Raw genomic sequence first — 18,838 nt, forward strand, 5'->3', positions numbered from 1 at the left:
TCTAAAAGGTGAGGCAGCTTTAATGCTGCCCACCTTGCAGAGCCTTTTTCGCTTAGACGGCGATCGCTGTCTGATCCGTGCGGTGGCAGCGTGCGCTGTGGTCAGGTGTGATCTTGATAATCTCAGGGACGCTTTCGCGGCATGAGTCAAGCGCCAAGCTACAGCGATCCGCAAACACGCAACCCGGTGGCAAATTACTCAGATCAGGCGGTGATCCTGGGATCGTCTCAAGTCGAGTGCCTTTAGCGACATTGCCATGCGCTAAGCTCTTGAGCAGTGCCCGCGTGTAAGGATGTCGAGGTGTGCGCATCAGCGTCCGTGTGGTGCCTTCTTCAACGATACGACCCGCATACATCACTGCAATACGATCAGCGACCTCGACGGCTGCGCCGATGTCGTGGGTCACAAAAATTACGGAGAGGCCAAGCTCGCGCTGAAGTTCGCGCAGCAGCAACAGAATCTGAATCTGCACCGTGGCATCAAGTGCCGTGGTCGGTTCGTCCGCCAGCAAGAGCTGCGGATGACTGGCTAAGGCCAAAGAAATCATGGCACGCTGCCTCATACCGCCTGACATCTCATGCGGGTAGGCATCTAAGCGGCGCTCTGGGCTCGGAATACGTACACGCTCAAACAGCGATAAAGCACGCGCGCGCGCGGCCTCTTTGCCAATGGACTCGTGACGCAAAATGGCCTCGATGATTTGTTCGCCTACGGTATAGACGGGATCAAGGGCCAGCAAGGGTTCTTGAAAAATCATTGAGGCGACTTTACCCCTAAACGCAGAAAGATCCGCATTGGATAACGTGACGACATCCTGATCGCCTACGACGATTTGGCCTTCAAGTTTAGATTTTTGTTCGTTGTGGAGTCGTAGGATTGAGCGCAATGTCACACTTTTTCCTGAACCCGACTCTCCGATCAGCGCAACGACTTCGCCACGTTTGACGGATAGGTTGACACCTGAAACGGCTCGGACGGGTTTGCGACCCCCAGTGAACGTGACAGTCAGATCGCGAATATCAATAAAAGGTTTTTCTTGAGTCATGATGCGACCTCCTGAGCGGCTTTGGGCGCCTCAGTGTGACCACTATTGACGACATGCATGAGGCAAGCCACGCCATGCCCGTCTTTGCTCATGGCCAGAGGAGGCATTTTTTCTGAACAGACCGCTTGAGCATGCACACAACGCGTGTGAAAACGGCAGCCTGAGGGAGGATTGATTGGGTTTGGAGGGTCGCCGGCTAGAGGGGGCTCCTCCGTACGGTTGTCCGGATCCATTGAGGGCACTGAGGACAGCAACGCCCGTGTATAGGGGTGTTGGGGTGTCTCAAAGAGTGTTTCGCAATCGCCGATCTCCACCACCTGACCTAGATACATCACCATCACGCGATCCGAGATGTAACGCACTACATTCAAGTCATGGCTGATAAAGACGTAGGTCAGTCCAAAGTCTTCTTTGAGGTCGAGCAACAAATTCAGTACTTGCGCTTCGACCGATTTATCCAAGGCCGAGACCGCCTCATCGAGGATAATCAGTCGCGATTGCAAGGCCAAGGCGCGCGCAATATTCACACGTTGACGCTGACCACCGGACAGTTCGTGCGGATAGCGTTCTGCAAAGCGGACGGGATCTAGGCCGACGCGTCTGAGCAAATCACGCGCGCGTTCGATAGACTCATCCTTTGAGACGCCATGAACTTGCGGAGCAAACGCAATCGAGTCCTCGATCGTGAGACGTGGATTGAGCGATGCGTAACTGTCTTGAAACACCATTTGCGCTTGGCGGCGGAATTCTTTGAGCGAAAGTTCACGGCTTCCAACGGACATCCCGTCAAAAATGAAGTCGCCATTGTCTGGTGTGATGAGATTCATCAGCAAACGAGCGGTTGTCGACTTTCCGCAGCCCGACTCGCCGACCACGCCAAGTGTTTCTCCTTTGCGAACCATAAAGTCGATACCATCCACGGCGCGCACGACACCACCCCCTCGGCCGAGCATGTCTTTTTTCAGTGCAAAGTGCTTGATCAAGTTTTTGACCATCAGCAGGGGCTGCGCCTGACTGCCGATATCCGTATTTTTTTTCAAATTGGTATTCATTAGTTCTTGATCTCCATGGCGGTACGCAGGCCATCCGAGAGCAGGTTAAAAGCAATCGAGGTCACAAAAATCATCACGCCGGGCAGGGCGGCGATCCAAGGTTGAATATAGATCGCGGTGCGCAACGTATTGAGCATCAGTCCCCACTCTGGCTCAGGAGGCTTGACGCCCAAGCCCAGAAAGCTCAAGCCGGAGGCTAAAATCATGGACACGGCGATCAAGCTTGTCGCGTAGACGAAAATGGGTCCCAAGACGTTACCCAAGACGTGCACACGCACGATGGTGAAGGCGTTTGCACCTGAGGCACGGGCTGCATCGACAAAGTCACGACCTCGGATCTGTGTGGTCACGCTTTCCGCCACCCGCGCAATGGGAGGAATAAAGACGATGGTCAGTGAGATCAGCGAGTTGGTGATACCCGCACCCAAGACACCGGAGAGCGCAATCGCCAAGAGCACAGAGGGAAAGGCATAAAACACGTCGATCGTACGCATGATCACCGTGTTGATTTTGCCACCAGCATAACCAGCGATCAAGCCAATCACAGAGCCAATGCCAAACGCTAGGATCACAGGTGTAATGCCCATAAACAAGGAGAGCTTGGTGCCGACTACGAGGCGGCTCAGCATGTCGCGACCTAACTCATCAGTACCCAGAAGATGGTCAGGAAAACCGATAGGCTTGAGCCGCTTCATGATGGAGGATTGAAACGGATCGTGCGGCACGAGCCAAGGTCCAAAAACAGCCATGATCAGCAGAATCAGGATAACAATACCCGCACCAATGGCGACCTTGTCGCGCATAAAGCGTTGGCCAACGTTTTTCCAGTAGCCAGTGGATCTTTCCATGACAACAGCGGGGACTTTAGAAGGATCTACAGTGATATTAAGCATGAGGGTTCCCTGTTCCTTAGCTACGCGCGATGCGAGGATCAAGCAGGGTCTGAATGACGTCTACGATCATGTTGAGCACAACGAAAAACATGGCCAGCACAAGAATCGTGCCTTGAAGCAAAGGTAAATCTCTTTGGAAGATCGCTGCATTCAGTAAAAATCCCGTACCAGGCCAGGAAAATACGGTTTCGATCAGAATGGATCCGCCGAGCAGGTAACCAAGCTGCAAGCCCATAACGGCCAATGCAGTCGGTGCGGAGTTTTTCACGACGTGCATGAAAATCCCCACATTGGTCATGCCCTTGGCCCGTAAGCCAACAATAAACTCTTGGGCCAGAATGTCGGCAACCAGTGCTCGGACGGTGCGGGCGATGATGCCCATTGGAATCACACTCATGGTGACGGCCGGCAAAATGAGATGCTTGATATGCTCCCAGTTCCAGACCCAGTCGGCGGAACCACCTGGTCCGGCACCACCGGGGGGAAGCCACATCAAGGTTGAGCTGAAAATGATGACCATCACCATACCCAGCCAATAGTGAGGCACGCTCACGCCCAACACGGATGTCAGCGAAGCGGCTTTGTCAATCCAAGAGTTTTGGAAATAGCCTGCGACAAAACCAAACAAACTTCCGAAAATAAAACCGATGATGGTGGCAAACACCGCGAGCTTGAGTGTGTTCCCGACTGCTTTGATGACTTCATCCGACACGGGACGATTCGTCGCGATCGAGGTGCCAAGATCTCCTTGAATAGCACGCCAAACCCAGTAGAAAAATTGTTCGATATAGGAACGATTAAAACCATAGAGTTCAATCAGTTGATCGCGTAACTCTTGTGATGCATCCGGAGGCAAAATCGCCATCAACGGATCGCCTGGTGCCAGGTGAACAAGAGAGAAACAGACGAGTGCGACGCCTACCATGATAGGGAGGGTGTAAACCAGACGCCTCAGAAGAAAGCTAAGCATTAGAGGAGGTCTCAGAAAAAGGGTGATGCGTCGAAACGACGTCAGAAATGGAACGAAAAGGAACGAAAAGGAACGAAAAAAAACTCGCCACATCTTGATGATGTGGCGAGTTGTCAAAGCTTTACTGCATGTTCATCGTCGCAATGTCGATAAACCAGTTTTGTGGTTGTACGACATCTCTCACCCGCTTGCTCATCGCACGAGGACCTGCGTCATGGGCAATCCAGACAAAAGGTACATCGTTGACGATTTGCGTATGAAGATTGGCCAAAGCCACATCACGCTCTTTTGCATCAAACGTGTTACGTGCCTTGGTCACGAGTGCTTCAACTTCTGGGTTGTTGTAGTAACCCCAGTTGTTTGACACGGGCGGGAAGGTGCCCTTGCTGCTGAAGCGAACCATGCCAAAGAATGGATCCATTGCCGAGAAGCTGACATTGGTTGCATTAGCGCCGTTAGCCGAAGAGTCTTTAGCGCCTTTACGCCAGTTGGTGAACAAGGTGTTCCACTCGATCACGTCGAACTCAACGTTAAAGAAACATTTTTTCAGTGATTCTTGAACGAATTCGTTCATTGGCAGTGGTTGCATTTGACCCGAACCGGAAGCTGAAATCTGAACCTTCACTTTCAAAGGCTTGGCCGCTGAGAAACCTGCATCGGCCATCAGTTTTTGCGCAGCTTTTGGATCGTATTTCACGTCAAAAGAAGGCTTGCCAAACCATGGGTGGTCAGGCGCCATCGTGCCTTTTGGAATGCCCATGATACCGCCCAACAAGGTCTTTAAACCTTCGCGGTCCACACAGAGGTTGGCGGCTTGGCGCACACGCTTGTCAAGCCATGGCGAGCCATCGGCAAAGGATAGCTGCCAGGGCCAGACGTGTGGCTGCGGATTGCTGTAAATCGTAAAGCCACGCTGTCTGATTTGGGGCATTGCATCAGGTGCGGGTGCTTCGATCCAGTCCACTTGTCCGGAAAGCAACGCGGCAGTACGCGCATTGGCTTCAGGAATAGGCAACAAGACGACGCGATCGATCTTTGGCTTGCGCTTTGGATCCCAGTAGTCTTTGTTGGCAACCATTTCAACGCGCTCGCGCGGAACGAAACGCGTCATCTTGAAGGGGCCGCTACCAGAAGCATCGGCAGCAAAAGCGGCCCAAGCTTGTCTGGAACGATCTGCTGGAGCTGTCACAGACGCAGGCACGGCTGCCAGTTTCTTGCTCCAGTGCTCAGGCGAAGCGATAAAGAGGTTGGTCAGGTTGATCGGCAGGAACGCATCGGGTTCACTGGTGGTCAACTCAACAGTGAGATCATCAATTTTTTTCGCGCTACGCAGCGTTGGCATACGTGAAGCCGTCACGCCGACTTGTGAGGCGTCAAATTGAGGGGCATCTTTGTCAAGTACCTTTTGAACGTTCCAGACGATGGCGTCAGCATTCACGGGAGAACCATCATGAAACTTAACGCCTGGGCGCAGTTTAAATACCCATTTCTTTTTATCGTTGGCATCAACTGCCCAAGAGGTTGCCAGTCCAGGAATCACCGCGCTAGGGACGTCAGTCTTGGAGAGGTCCCACTGCGTCAATGCGTCATACATCGGGATGCCGGTGAAACGATTACCCTCGAAACCTTGGTCAGGCTGACCCAATGTACGTGGGATGTCAGCAGCAGTCATACCAATGCGCAGAACTTTTTCTTGTGCAGCGGCAGGCATTGCGGCGCCTATGGCAAGTGCCGCGGTCAGGACGGTCAGTCCAAGTGGTTTGCCGACCAAGCGGGAAATCAACGTGTGTTGTTTCATGGAATCTCCAGTAATTCGGTTGTAAAAATAGTGCTAACAGGTTGTGCTGCAAATCTGATACTTTTAGACCGGTCTGAGTTGTCTACCTCCAGCTGGTGTGAGCCAACGTGACCGATGTATGACCAGTAGTACGTTTTACGTATTGAAATACGTCTTTAATTTAAGCAAAAATCGTGCCATCTTTTGCGTAAAGGATGTCTTAAATTATGCGCAAATGATCCTAATTATTGCAGTTCTCTTTAAATTATTGAGTACGGTTGCTCCACACCAGTGACCTATGCCCATTTTGGGGCATTTTTGTCCAGTTTGGTGCAAGAGCTTTGTTTCAATAGTAACCAAGGTAAACCAAGAAAACAGATGAAACTACTTCTCATAAACCCTAATACATCCTCAAAGATGACTGCTGCGATCGCCAAAGGTGCACAAGCCGTCGCACTTTCAACGACAGAAATTGTGGCAACACAACCGAGCTTTGGTCCTTTATCGATCGAGGGGCATTACGACGAAGCTTTCGCCGCTGCGGGTGTGGCAGAGCAAGTCAAACTCGCCTCGACGTGGGGGCCCGATGCTGTCGTTCTAGCGTGTTTTGGTGATCCAGGTCTAGAAGCCGCGCGTGAGGCGACGACTGCTCCCGTGCTAGGGATTGCAGAGGCTGCCTTTCATGCAGCCAGTATGCTCGCGACTGGTTTTTCTGTGGTGACCACCATGACGCGGACATGCATCATTGCGGAGCGTTTAGTGCAGCGCTACGGCTTTGAGCATCAGTGCCGTGGCGTGCATGGCACCGATATTGCCGTGCTGGATTTAGAAGATAGTGGTGAGGACATCATCGGACAAATCGAGCATGCCGCGCGTGAGGCCTTGAGCCGAGATCGCAGTGGTGCCATCGTTTTGGGTTGTGCGGGCATGACAACACTTTGTCACACATTGACACAGAGATTGGGTGTGCCAGTCATCGATGGGGTCGCAGTGGCCGTCAAGTTTGCCGAGGCGCTCAGCGCCTTAGGTCTTGGCACGAGCAAGCATGGTGATTATGCAACACCTCTACCCAAGGTTTACACTGGCTGGGCCGCGCCGCTTGGCTGGCCAAAAAAATGATGAACCCACTGACGGTTTAGAGGTCGCTTGCTCAATCGACTGCAGTCGCTTTTTGCGATTCATTTCGTTGCGATCCTTTTTGGCGCGACCGGAATTTTTGGTGCCATCATCCATGCCGATGCGTGGATGATCACTTTAGGGCGTGCATTTTTTGCAGTACTCACGCTCGTGGCTTTGAGTCGTATGTTCTCAACGCTAGGAGGCAAACGGCTCCATACTTTCGATTCTTGGCGCACACATCTGGGAGCCTTCGTTTTGAGTGGTGGGATGTTAGCGTTGCATTGGGTAACATTTTTTTACTCTGTCAAGATAGGAGGGGTCGCAGTTGCCACCCTCGGTTTTGCAAGTTTTCCGGCTTTTATCACCTTGATCGAGGCTCTTCTTCTGCGTGAGAAGGTCGGGCGTGCCGAGTGGTTACGTTTATTGCTAGTCAGCCTTGGGCTTGTGTTGATCACGCCCTCTTTTGAATGGTCAGATCAGGGCACTGAAGGTCTTGTCTGGGGCATCTTGTCAGGCGCAGCTTTTGGCGTGTTGGCCGTGCTCAATAGGCGCCAGTTACGCCATGTCAATGCTTTCCAGGTTGCGGGCATTCAAAACGCACTTGTTTTTTTATTTTTATTACCCTGGGCCATTCCCTCTTTGGGACAAGTCAGCGCGTCAGATTGGTGGTTGATTGGAGCGCTGGGTGTGATCTGCACCGGACTGGCCCACTGGTTGTTTGTGTCAAGCTTGAGACAGTTGCCCGCCCGCACAGCTGGCTTGGTTGTCGCATCCGAACCCCTTTATGCGATTTTCTTTGCCTGGATGCTGTTCAGTCAAGTGCCTTCTGGCCGTATGCTTTGCGGAGCGGCATTGATGATGGCGGCTATTTTTAGTGCCAGTTTGGCAGTGCGGGCGCGCAACGCTCAAATGACTACGTGATCTATAATGTTTTTTTTGAATGCAAATCCTATCTTGCATCTTTGAATATGAAAGCAGACTGTCCGGTTTTACAACCACGCGATCCCCACCAATCAATGGTTAGTTGCGTGGTGCCTGCTTACAATGAGCATGACAACTTAGCCTTGCTATTGCCAAGGCTACAGGCTGTACTGACCCAAACCGGAGGAGACTGGGAAGTTATCGTAGTCGATGATGGTAGTCGCGACGCCACGGCCATCCTGATGACGGCATGGACTCAAAACCCAGGCTTTCGCTATATTCAGCTTTCTCGCAACTTCGGTAAAGAGCCCGCTATTTCTGCGGGGATAGAAGCTTCAGTTGGTGATGCCGTGCTGATTCTGGATGCGGACCTCCAGCATCCGCCCGAGTTGCTGCCAAAGATGCTGAGTCGCTGGAAAGCCGGCATTGATATGATCTACGCCGTGCGTGAAAACCGAAACGACGAGAGCTTTGCTAAGCGTCTAGGCACGAAATTGTTTTATTCGCTGCTCAAGTCTTCATCTGGGGTGGTCGTCCCTCCGAATGCGGGAGATTTTCGACTCATGGATCGTAAGGTTGTCGATGCCTTGCTGCGTCTGCCTGAAAGAAATCGTTTCATGAAGGGGTTGTACGCTTGGGTGGGCTTCAATACCGAAGCGATTCAGTATATCCCTGAGGCTAGATTTCATGGCGAATCGCGGTTTTGCTTCTTGAACCTACTTAGGCTTTCGCTTGCGGGCTTGTTATCGTTTACAACCTGGCCGCTTCGGTTTGTCAGCGTATTCGGATTTTTGGTCTCGATGTGTTCTTTTGGGTATGGAATTACCATCGTGATCCAGTACCTGCTTTACAACAATCCAGTGAATGGCTGGTCAACGATTGTGACTGTTCTACTATTTTTTTCCGGTATCAATCTGATGTCCTTGGGCATAGTCGGTGAGTATATCGCCGGCATCTTTGCCGAGGTTAAGGGCCGTCCGCTCTACATCGTCCGGCAAGCCGTCGGACAAGCGTTTAAACATCCAAAGTCCTGAGTCGTGCACCTCATGCCTTTGACCTTAAAGCCACTCATTGTTTGCGCGGATGATTTCGGTATCGAGCCTGGTGTCGATGCTGCGATTGTCGATCTCGCACAATCAGGTCGACTGAGTGCGACGGGGTGTTTGGTGACCGCAGTGCGTTTTCCAAAGGCCGCACCTTTATTGTCCGGTTTGCCTGTCGATATTGGTTTACATCTCAATTTCACCGAGTTTTTGGGGCTTCCTGGTTTTTACGCACCTTTGGGAAAATTAATTGTCTTGACCTATACGCGTCGTATTTCCCGTTCGCAGGTGCGTGGACAAATCAACACGCAACTTGATTTGTTCGAACAGCACGTCAAAAGAGTCCCTGACTTTGTCGATGGGCACCTGCATGTCCATCAATTTCCAATTATTCGCGAAGAGTTGCTTGGCGCCCTGACAGAGCGTTTTGGACCAAAAATGCCTTGGCTGCGGGATACGCAGCCGACCCAAATGTCTCATGCCTTACCGTTTATGCAGCGTTTCAAAGCGCACGTGATTGGTGCGTTGGGTGCGGGCTCGCTTGTTCGGCAAGCAACGCGTGTTGGCGCGATCGTGAACGATGGTTTGATGGGAGCTTACGATTTTTCGCGTCCCCATCCACCTTATCTCGTCATGCTCGCCGAGTGGCTTAGGCATGCACGTATCAACAGCCTACTAATGACGCACCCCGCTCAGTCTGCCTCCAAAAATCTTGCCTTTGGAAGAGATCGCATGGAGGAATATCGTGTGCTTGGCAGTGAGGATTTCATCGCGCTTCTGGAGAAAAATCAACTCACAATCGCGCGTTTAAGTCAGTCAGGCATCCGTCAATAATGCAACTTTATGTGCTTTTTATTGAAGCTGCTGTTTCAGGGATCGTGGGCGATAAAATTTCTTCGCGACCATAAAACTTAACACCTAGTGCAATACGATCCCGACCCTGAGTGCGTCGATGCCTGTTGGTATCTCGCAGCGAGTAGACACAGCCGCAATACTCTTGCTGATAAAACTCTTCACGTTTGCTGATTTCAATCATGCGAGCGGAGCCGCCGTGTTTGCGCCAGTTATAAGTCCAGTACAGGAGGTTTTCGTAGCGAGCTGCTGCGCGTTCACCGGAGCCATTGATTTGATTCATGTCTTTCCAGCGAGAGATACCGAGTGAGCTGGTGATGGTGTCATACCCGTGCTCGAAGGCATAAAGCGCTGTCCGTTCGAAACGCATGTCAAAACATTGCGTACAGCGCTCGCCACGCTCGGGCTCATTTTCCAGGCCCTTGATACGCTCAAACCAATTGTCTACATCGTAGTCGGCATCAATAAAGCCAATACCGTTTTTTTCAGCAAAGCGAATATTCTCGTTTTTGCGGATTTCGTACTCTTTGACGGGGTGAATATTAGGGTTGTAAAAAAATATGTCGTATTGAATCCCCGCTACAAGCATGGCCTCCATGACTTCTCCCGAGCAGGGCGCACAGCATGAGTGCAGCAAAACCTTGGAGCGGCCTTCGGGCAGAGTGAGGGAGGGGCGTAGAGCGTCTTTCACGATGTCGGCAGAGTGTGCAATGAAGTGTATATTTTAGACTGTTTCACCGAAGCGGTGCGCCCAAGACTGTATTCCAGAGCGTGCGAATAGCTTCGCGCTCGCTTTGTAACTGTTCTTGAGGCACACGTGCCTTATCGGCACCTTGTAGTCGACACTGATGCTGTGCTCGACGTAGGTTGCGATAGGCGTCTCCACATCGCGTGGCGAGCTCGGGTGTGATCAGGCCCGCTTCTGCGCTTAGACGCAATAGAGCGATATTGCCTAAGTTGCCGAGTAAGGTCGGATGTGTGTGTGTCTGTGTCAGGACAAGATATTGCGTCACAAACTCCAAATCAACCATGCCGCCTGAGTCATGTTTGATATCAAAGTCTTGACTGTTATTAGGATGTCCTGCCGTCATTTTTTGGCGCATTTGACGAACCTCTTCGGCAAAGGGCTCACTCTTGCGCTCTAGAATGAGTACCTCTTGGCGGATGATTTCAAAACGAAGACCGACCGCAGCATCCCCTGCGGCAAAGCGGGCCCGAGTTAAAGCCTGATGCTCCCAAGGCCATGCTTTATTGAGTTGATAGGCTTTAAAGGCTTCGACAGAAACGGCTAAAAGTCCCGCGTCTCCATCAGGCCGCAGACGCAAATCCACCTCATAAAGACGTCCCGAGGAGGTCATCGTAGAAAGCCAAGAAGTCATGCGCCGACCAAGTTTTGTGTAGAGTTCCGTGGCATCCTCACGGTCATCCTCGTATAGATAGACTAGGTCTAGGTCCGAGGAATAGCCAAGTTCTTTGCCACCTAAGCGACCGTAGGCAATGATCGCCATCTTCATCGGGGGCAAGATTCCAAGATGATCGGGCTTGGCGATCAGGGGCCAGACTCGGCGCAAGGTTTCGTTCAGGAGCATATCAGCGAGCGCGGAGAGTTGATCACCGAGACTTTCCACCGTCAAGACGCCTTCAAGATCCTGCGCGAGTAGCTGAAAACTGATCTGGCGTTGAGTGTCGCGCATCATATTCATTTGCTGTTCGACGTCAGCGCTACCGTCCGGTAGTACGCAGGCATCTAGGTCTGCCCGCATCGCAGCTTCAATCCGCGCGTAATCTACTGGCTCCATCAGCGCACGCCATGCAATTAAGCTATCCAGTACAACCGGGTTTTGAGTTAAATATTGTGCAGCCCATGGGCTCGCTGCCATCATGCGTGCGATGCGCGCGAGTGTCTCTGGATACTCCGCTAGCAATGCGACATAGGCACTTCGCTGAGAAATGGATTCGATCAAATCCAACAGGCGTAATGCTGTGATCATCGGTTGAGAGGTCTGACGCGCGGCTTCGAGCGCGATTGGAAGCAGGGTATCGATGCGATTGCGGCTACTTGTTGAAAGCCCGCGAATACGGTGTCCGTCGAGGAAACTCTCGATACGTGTTGTCAGCGCATTGGCTTGCTCACCAAATTTTGCAATGTTTTTTTCAAGCAAAGATCCTTCAGTCGATTGGACAGCTGAACCCTGAGCGGCTTGCGGCGTGCTTGTGATGGGGCTATCGTCGCCCAGGCCCACAATCCGAAAGGCATCGCGGAACGTTTGCTCGACAAAATCACGGTGTTGTTTTAAGGTGTGCTCGAATGTGTCGAGACGCATGCGCATCGCGACTGCAAGCTCGGCCATACGCTCGTGCGTTTGCGGTAAAAGATGTGTTTGTGCGTCTTCGGCATATTGAAGCGCATGCTCAACCCGACGCAAAAACCGATACGCTTGAGCAAGTCGATCAGCATGCTCTTCTGACAAAATACCCGCGCGTCTTTGAGCCTTCAAAGCCGTCAATAAGCCTCTTTGCTGAAGCGCTGGCATACGCCCGCCTCGAATCAGCTGAGAAAGTTGAACCACAAATTCGATTTCTCTAATCCCGCCATCTCCAAGCTTGATATTGTGTGTCGTATCGACCCCAGGGCGCGCCAACGCTTTGCGCTGCCAGTCCTGACGGATCCGCTCGCGTAGCGCACGCAACGCTGCCAAGGCATCAAAATCAAAGTACTTTCTGTATACAAAAGGCAGCCGCAAGCTCTCTGCTTGTTGCAGGCTGGCAGTCGAATCGCTCTGTTCGAAGGCCTTGGTAGGAATCACGCGACCTTTGAGCCAGGCATAGCGCTCCCATTCGCGACCTTGCGTGAAAAGGTATTGCTCAAAGGCATCAAGGCTCCAGGCAACAGGTCCAGAGTCGCCATCTGGCCTGAGACGTAGATCCGTTCTAAATACCTGACCGTCACCATCTGCCTCCGACAAAATGGGCATCATTTTGCGGGTCAGTCGGGCATAAAACTCATGATGGCTGATCGGCCGAGGTCCGTCGGTCTCTCCCTCTTCGCCATAAAGCATCACCAGATCGATATCAGAAGACACATTGAGCTCGCAGCCACCAAGCTTTCCCATACCAATAATGATCATTTCTTGGGGAAGCTGAGTGTTTGGGTCGCGCGGTGTTCCATGGATCGTCACCAACTCTTTCATGACGGTTCGGTAGGCTTGATTGACACACAGATCCGCCAAAGCCGTCATCGCAGAGACGACCTCCTCGAGATCGGCCAGTCCGCCCAAATCTCTCACCATGGCCAGATAAAAAGTCCTTTTCCTGAGTTGTCGAAGCACTTTTCTGCAGGCAGAGGCTTCTAGCACGGCATGGGCCGATGTTTGACCCACAAACTCAGTGAACCACCCCTCAATTCTTTCGGGGGTGATAGGTTGTGCGCATTCTTGCTCTAACCATTGGGTGAAGTCGGGATGGCTGTTGGTTAAACGTCGTAGAACGCCTGACCAGGTCAATGCGTTTGTCAGAGATGATTCGGTCATTGGAGGACGTATCGTCAAGTTAAAATGGTCAAAAATATGCTTTCTATTCTAGTGACTTATATTTCAGAGGCAAGGCTAGGTTTTGATATTTATTAAAAAATCACTGCGTTTTCTAATGATTAGTCTTTTGCTGCTCTATTTTGCAGCAGCAGCTACGATGCTAGGCGTGCGCTATCTGGTTTTGCCACACATTAACGAATGGCGTCCAGAAATTGAAAAGCGACTCTCCAAGGCACTTGAGGCGGATGTCACTATGGGTGAGATTGCCGCGAGCTGGTCTGGCCTGAATCCTACTTTAGCGCTAGAAAACCTCAGATTGCGTGATCAACACAGCAACCTTGAGTTGTTGTATGTGCCTGATGCGTTCGCTGTCGTGTCTTGGCGCAGTATTTTCAATTTGGATTTGCGTTTACGAAAGCTTGAGGTCAACGGCATTCATCTGTCAGGTAGTCGCAGGACAGATGGCCGAATCGTTTTTGCATCCACTGTGCTCGGCGAGCAAAGTTCCGATAGATTTAATTTTTCCACAGATACACCCGCTGTTCGCTGGTTGTTGAGTCAGGGTCAAATCACCATCCGCGATGCGACCCTTTATTGGAAAGATCATCTTCGAGATGCACCAGAGCTTGCGATTGAAGGCATTAACTTCAATATCAATAACAGTATTTTTCGTCATCAAATGCGGGTGAGTGCGAGTCTGCCCCAAGAGCTCGGCAGCACCATCGAACTCATTGCCCGTACGGATAATATTTTCAATCCGCTCGCCTCGCATGAGCAAGGCGAAGCTGAAATTTTTATTGAAATCAATGACGCTCAACCTAGTGCATGGTCTCCTTGGGTGGATCTCCCCAAAACAGAAGGCCGTTTTGCAACACGTCTTTGGCTAGCGATATCCTCGGGTCATGTAGGACGGGCGACGATTGATCTGGCGGGGTCTTACGCAGCGTTTCATTTGAGCGGTGGTGGTGACACAACCGTGATCAGAGCAGAGCATCTCCAGGCACGCCTGAGTGGCTGGGTGGGCGATCTTTTTCCAGAAAACACATGGATGCTGTTCGATCGCAGCCCAAATCGGGTGGGGGCTTCTCTGACCTTGAGCGGCCAAGGTTTACATATCGACTCTAGTTTGTTTGATCCCCGAACCCTTTCAGTTGGGGACGTCTCTGCTAAAACCCAATGGAATCGTAATGCGAGTCAAAAGCTTCAAATCACTGCGACACAACTCGGTTTACAGTCGGGGAGTATGCGTGCGGATTTTAGTGGCAAGTGGACGCAAGGGGAGCCTGCCTCGCCCGGGGTAGTCGACATCACGGGCAAGCTCAATGGGGTGGATCCTACAAAGCTGCATCACTATGTCAGCACAGAGGTCAGCGCCGAGACGCGGGAGTGGCTGCGTCGTGCAATACTCAACGGTTCGCTGAATCAGGTGGGGATGAGGCTCCAGGGCGACTTATCCAAATTTCCCTTTAATCAACCAGGCGCTGAAGCGGCAGTGTTTCGCCTGGAGGGGCAGCTTGATCAGGTGTCGATTGATTATGACTATGTTGAGCCTCATCAGCGGCAGTGGCCAGCAGTCACCCTCTTGAGTGGCAACTTGCAGTTCGATAAGTTGGGCTTGACGATCAAAAGTGATCACGCCCAAGTGCTCGGCATGCACGGACGTTCTATACAGATTTCAGGGCTAGAAGTGCATTCGCCTGATCTGGACTTAAATCCTAAGGTCTCCGTTCGTCTAAATAGCACTGGTTTAGTGCAGGACTACTTGGCGATGCTTAATAGGACGCCTATTCAGCATGACTTAGGTAAACAAGTTGAGACGTTAGAAGTAAAAGGTCAAGCATCGATGCCATTGTCCTTGGATTTTGATCTTAATCAACAGCGTGTTTTGTCGATCAACGGTCAATTCAAATTATCTGATACGGCGATTGCTTTAAATAAAGATAGCGTTCCGATTGAAAAAATCAATGGAGTCTTTGATTTCAATGATGAGGTTGTGATTGTCAAAGAGATGAGAGGTGAGGCGTTGGGCGGACCCGTGACCTTGTCCGGAGAATGGGGGCCAAAACTGCGCCAATTTGCTCTGAAAGGGGAGTTGACAAGCATTGCTGCTGAAAAACATCAACAGCTGAGCGCCTTGCTTGCAGTCACTGGACGCACTGGCTATCAAGCTGACATCAAAGGCAATGCGACAGGAGGTATCGACCTCGACGTGCGTTCAAGTCTCGCAGGTCTCACAATCAAATTACCCCCACCCCTTGGAAAGTCGGCGGCTCAAAACCGTCCACTGTCCGTGCGATTACAGAGCCTTCAGCAAGGAAAAATTAATAGAACAGCCTTGACCTTTAGTTTGGGTAACGTGTTGAATGGTAGCTTTGAACACATCCCAAACGGGCGAGGACCCTCTTATTTTTCTCGCGGTGCGATTGTGATGGGAGGCCCTGCCGTACTGCCTGCTTCTGGGCTGACCGTGAATCTCGGTTTTGATCGTGTGAATTGGGATGATTGGAAATCGCTCACTGATCAGCTCACGTCACCATCTGCACAAAATTCCGCTGCATCAACCCCAACTATCTTTCCTCCCTTACAACAATTGCGCCTGCGCTCCCCCGAGTTTATTTTTGCTGAGTTGAGCTTGCATAATTTGGATTTAATGCTCAGCAAAACGACGGCTCAAAAGTGGGCGGCACGTCTTGAATCCAGAGAAACTCAAGGAGTTGCCTCGTGGACGACCGGAGCGCGAGGGTTGGTCGGTCCTGTCGTGGCAAGGTTTTCAAAGCTTTCCGTCGGTACCCAAGGCACCTCACTAGATCCGCCTAAAACCGAGGTCATTGACGAAAAGCAATGGTCATCGATGCCAGCGATCGATTTGTCGGTTGAAGACTTCACCTTATTCGGCAGTCGACTAGGGGCCTTGCATCTTGTGGGTGCCAATGCAGACAATGGTTCGCGCTGGATGATCCATGAACTTGAAGTTTCGAATCCGAATGCAAAAATGACAGCAAAAGGGACATGGTTTCTGAAGGGTCCTGACCGAGGCATTAACTTGGACACCTCGATTACGATTTCCAATTTAGGGAAGTTGTCCGATCAATTAGGCCACCAAAATCGTGCGCTCGATGGTTCTGGTACGATCAATGCAAAAATCAATTGGCTAAACTTTCCTTGGGTTTACTCCTACGCAGGTCTAAATGGTGAGGTGGCCGTTGATCTCAAAGACGGCGTTTTTCAACATGTGAACTCTCGCAGCGCGCGTTTGCTTGAAGTGCTTTCTCTGCAGTCGCTTCAACGCATTTTGAGTTTTAATTTCAGAACAGGGAGTGAGTTCAAAGATGGTTTCCCTTGGAACAGCATCAAAGGTGATTTGACGCTCAAGCAAGGCTTCGTTCACACAGAAAACCTTGTTGTACGCAGTCCGATTGCGCGTATTTCACTTAAGGGAGGCTCGAACCTCACCCAAAAAAGCTGGAATATGGACGCGGATGTTCGCCCTCTTCTTGATATGAGCGGTGCTGCCGTTGCGACTGCGTTTGTTGTCAATCCGCTGGCTGGACTGAGTGCGCTTGTCACACAGTTTTTATTGCGAAATCCCATTGAGCGGGCGATGAGTGCAAAGTATGAAGTCAAAGGAACTTGGGATGAGCCAGAGCTCATCCCAATCGGTGTCCCAGCGCCGGTGCCTAGCCAACCTTTGATTGGCGACTAGAGACACTTATTTTTTCATCATGTCAAAAAACTCAGCGTTGTTCTTTGTGGAGCGCATTTTGTCCATGATGAACTCCATTGCCTCGACCTCATCCATATCGTGGATAAACTTACGCAACACCCAGATTTTTTGTAGTAAATCAGGCTTGATGAGCAGCTCTTCACGACGCGTGCCGGATTTATTGAGATTAATCGCGGGATAAACACGTTTTTCAGCAAGACGACGTTCGAGGTGAACCTCAGAGTTGCCCGTACCTTTGAATTCCTCGTAGATGACTTCGTCCATACGGCTACCAGTTTCAATCAAGGCTGTACCGATGATGGTGAGCGAACCACCTTCTTCGAGATTGCGTGCAGCACCAAAGAAACGCTTTGGACGCTGGAGCGCGTTTGCATCTACGCCGCCTGTCAATACCTTGCCGGAGGCAGGAACAACAGTGTTATAGGCGCGGGCAAGCCGGGTGATTGAGTCTAGCAAAATCACCACATCTTTTTTCATTTCAACCAAGCGCTTGGCACGTTCGATCACCATTTCAGCGACTTGGACATGGCGCGTAGCAGGTTCATCGAACGTGGAGGCGACGACCTCACCGCGAACAGTACGCTGCATCTCGGTGACTTCTTCAGGACGCTCGTCTACGAGCATCACGATCATCACTGCGTCGGGAAAATTCGTTGTGATCGCATGTGCGATGTGCTGCATCATGACCGTCTTGCCAGATTTAGGGCTTGCGACGATCAAGCCGCGTTGACCTTTACCAATTGGAGCAAAAATATCCAGAATTCGACCGGTCAGGTTCTCCTCGCTCTTGATGTCGCGCTCGAGCGTCATGACTTTATCCGGATGCAGCGGCGTCAGATTTTCAAACATGATGCGGTGCTTGATTGCCTCTGGAGGAAACCCATTGACCTTGTCGACTTTGACAAGAGCAAAATAGCGCTCTCCATCCTTGGGAGTACGTACTTCTCCCTCAATGGAGTCGCCAGTATGAAGATTAAAGCGGCGAATTTGCGAGGGAGATATATAGATATCGTCAGTACTGGCTAAATACGAAGTATCTGGGGAGCGCAGAAATCCAAAGCCGTCAGGCAAGACTTCGAGCACGCCATCTCCAAAAATTTGTTCGCCTTGTTTAGCGCGTCGCTTCATGATCGCAAACATGAGTTCTTGCTTGCGTAGGCGGTTTGCGTTTTCGATTTCGAGACCGGCGGCCATTTCGAGCAGCTGCGAAACGTGCTGCGCCTTCAGTTCATTAAGGTGCATTGATATTTATCTGGAAAAGTGGCTTCGTAAATGAAGACAAGGGTCAAAAAAAGGGAGTTAAAAGGAAATCTTGGAGAGAACAGCTCGCGCTAAGCAGAGTCAATGGCGGGCCTCGAAGGGGCCCGCGCGTGGAAACGAGTTAGATCGCGCCGTTTAGAAACTCAGTCAGCTGGGATTTTGAAAGTGCGCCAACCTTGGTCGCAGCAACTTTGCCATCCTTAAACAACATTAGCGTTGGAATACCTCGGATGTTGAATTTAGCGGCCGTTTCCTGGTTTTCGTCAACGTTCAGTTTAGCAACGGTCACCTTGCCAGCAAACTCCGTGGCGACTTCCTCGAGCATCGGTGCGATCATTTTGCATGGACCACACCAAGCCGCCCAATAGTCTACCAGCACGGGCTGAGAGGATTTCAATACGTCCGCATCGAAGCTGACATCGCTTACGTTTTTGATGTTTTCACTCATGATTTTCTCTAGGGTATTTCAGTGATAGGTCTGTAAGAATCTCAGACGAGCCCGTTCGTTGATTTAAGCAACCTGCAACAAGGCATCTTTCTACTGCGTTTCTTTATTAAAGCACAATTTGGACCAATCCGATGAACTCGATGGTTACTTTTCAATTAAGTGGGCACTTTTAACCTGAGTGCTAGCAGTCGCTTATCTGCTCAA

14 protein-coding genes are annotated in these 18,838 nt (G+C 51.1%); 5 read left to right on the forward strand and 9 right to left on the reverse strand.

The features are described 5' to 3' along the window. Positions 1 to 52: 52 nt before the first annotated feature. The 5 genes from AC8GE9_RS17450 to AC8GE9_RS17470 all read right to left on the reverse strand — a co-directional run bounded on the left by AC8GE9_RS17450 (position 53) and on the right by AC8GE9_RS17470 (position 5,671). A complete protein-coding gene (locus tag AC8GE9_RS17450) occupies positions 53 to 1,045 on the reverse strand; it encodes an ABC transporter ATP-binding protein (protein ID WP_506678457.1) in 993 nt (330 codons plus the stop codon). Further along, entirely contained in the window at positions 1,042 to 2,097 is a 1,056-nt protein-coding gene (locus AC8GE9_RS17455; protein WP_506678458.1) for an ABC transporter ATP-binding protein, read from the reverse strand. Before AC8GE9_RS17455 ends, AC8GE9_RS17450 begins: the two co-directional genes overlap by 4 nt. Further along, complete coding sequence (locus tag AC8GE9_RS17460) at positions 2,097 to 2,990, reverse strand: ABC transporter permease (RefSeq protein ID WP_506678459.1); 894 nt, start codon at positions 2,988 to 2,990, stop codon at positions 2,097 to 2,099. Before AC8GE9_RS17460 ends, AC8GE9_RS17455 begins: the two co-directional genes overlap by 1 nt. A 16-nt stretch (positions 2,991 to 3,006) precedes the next feature. Beyond that, positions 3,007 to 3,960 (reverse strand): ABC transporter permease, encoded by a 954-nt coding sequence (locus AC8GE9_RS17465; RefSeq protein WP_506678460.1) that lies wholly within the window; start codon positions 3,958 to 3,960, stop codon positions 3,007 to 3,009. 121 nt (positions 3,961 to 4,081) lie between these two features. Then, the gene (locus AC8GE9_RS17470; RefSeq protein ID WP_506678508.1) at positions 4,082 to 5,671 is read right to left on the reverse strand and encodes an ABC transporter substrate-binding protein; all 1,590 of its coding nucleotides are present in this window, start codon (positions 5,669 to 5,671) and stop codon (positions 4,082 to 4,084) included. Positions 5,672 to 6,115: 444 nt separating this feature from the next. Here AC8GE9_RS17470 and AC8GE9_RS17475 point away from each other — a divergent pair, with 444 nt between their 5' ends. The 4 genes from AC8GE9_RS17475 (at position 6,116) to AC8GE9_RS17490 (ending at position 9,654) form a co-directional block, all read left to right on the forward strand. Beyond that, entirely contained in the window at positions 6,116 to 6,856 is a 741-nt protein-coding gene (locus AC8GE9_RS17475; protein WP_506678461.1) for an aspartate/glutamate racemase family protein, read from the forward strand. 27 nt (positions 6,857 to 6,883) lie between these two features. Beyond that, positions 6,884 to 7,777, forward strand: a complete 894-nt coding sequence (locus tag AC8GE9_RS17480; protein WP_506678462.1) for a DMT family transporter — start codon at positions 6,884 to 6,886, stop codon at positions 7,775 to 7,777. Between the two features lie 110 nt (positions 7,778 to 7,887). Next, positions 7,888 to 8,811, forward strand: a complete 924-nt coding sequence (locus AC8GE9_RS17485; protein WP_506678463.1) for a glycosyltransferase family 2 protein — start codon at positions 7,888 to 7,890, stop codon at positions 8,809 to 8,811. Between the two features lie 12 nt (positions 8,812 to 8,823). Next, complete coding sequence (locus AC8GE9_RS17490) at positions 8,824 to 9,654, forward strand: ChbG/HpnK family deacetylase (RefSeq protein WP_506678464.1); 831 nt, start codon at positions 8,824 to 8,826, stop codon at positions 9,652 to 9,654. 7 nt (positions 9,655 to 9,661) lie between these two features. On the opposite strand, the gene AC8GE9_RS17495 is transcribed toward AC8GE9_RS17490, so the two are convergent. Next, the gene (locus AC8GE9_RS17495; protein WP_506678465.1) at positions 9,662 to 10,363 is read right to left on the reverse strand and encodes an epoxyqueuosine reductase QueH; all 702 of its coding nucleotides are present in this window, start codon (positions 10,361 to 10,363) and stop codon (positions 9,662 to 9,664) included. A gap of 43 nt (positions 10,364 to 10,406) precedes the next feature. After that, on the reverse strand, positions 10,407 to 13,202 hold the full coding sequence (glnE, locus tag AC8GE9_RS17500) for a bifunctional [glutamate--ammonia ligase]-adenylyl-L-tyrosine phosphorylase/[glutamate--ammonia-ligase] adenylyltransferase (RefSeq protein ID WP_506678466.1): 2,796 nt from the start codon (positions 13,200 to 13,202) through the stop codon (positions 10,407 to 10,409). An 82-nt stretch (positions 13,203 to 13,284) separates the two neighbouring features. Between glnE and AC8GE9_RS17505 the strand changes: the two genes are divergently transcribed. Next, positions 13,285 to 16,905, forward strand: coding sequence for a YhdP family phospholipid transporter (locus AC8GE9_RS17505; protein WP_506678467.1), 3,621 nt, complete (start codon positions 13,285 to 13,287; stop codon positions 16,903 to 16,905). 6 nt (positions 16,906 to 16,911) lie between these two features. Here AC8GE9_RS17505 and rho read toward each other — a convergent pair whose 3' ends face one another. Together rho and trxA are read right to left on the reverse strand one after the other, a co-directional pair. Further along, positions 16,912 to 18,168 (reverse strand): transcription termination factor Rho, encoded by a 1,257-nt coding sequence (gene rho, locus AC8GE9_RS17510; RefSeq protein WP_506678468.1) that lies wholly within the window; start codon positions 18,166 to 18,168, stop codon positions 16,912 to 16,914. A 139-nt stretch (positions 18,169 to 18,307) separates the two neighbouring features. Beyond that, a complete protein-coding gene (gene trxA, locus AC8GE9_RS17515) occupies positions 18,308 to 18,634 on the reverse strand; it encodes a thioredoxin TrxA (RefSeq protein ID WP_506678469.1) in 327 nt (108 codons plus the stop codon). Positions 18,635 to 18,838 lie beyond the last annotated feature (204 nt).

It is taken from the genome of Zwartia lucis (assembly GCF_965234455.1).
GTDB classification, from domain to species: domain Bacteria; phylum Pseudomonadota; class Gammaproteobacteria; order Burkholderiales; family Burkholderiaceae_B; genus Zwartia; species Zwartia lucis.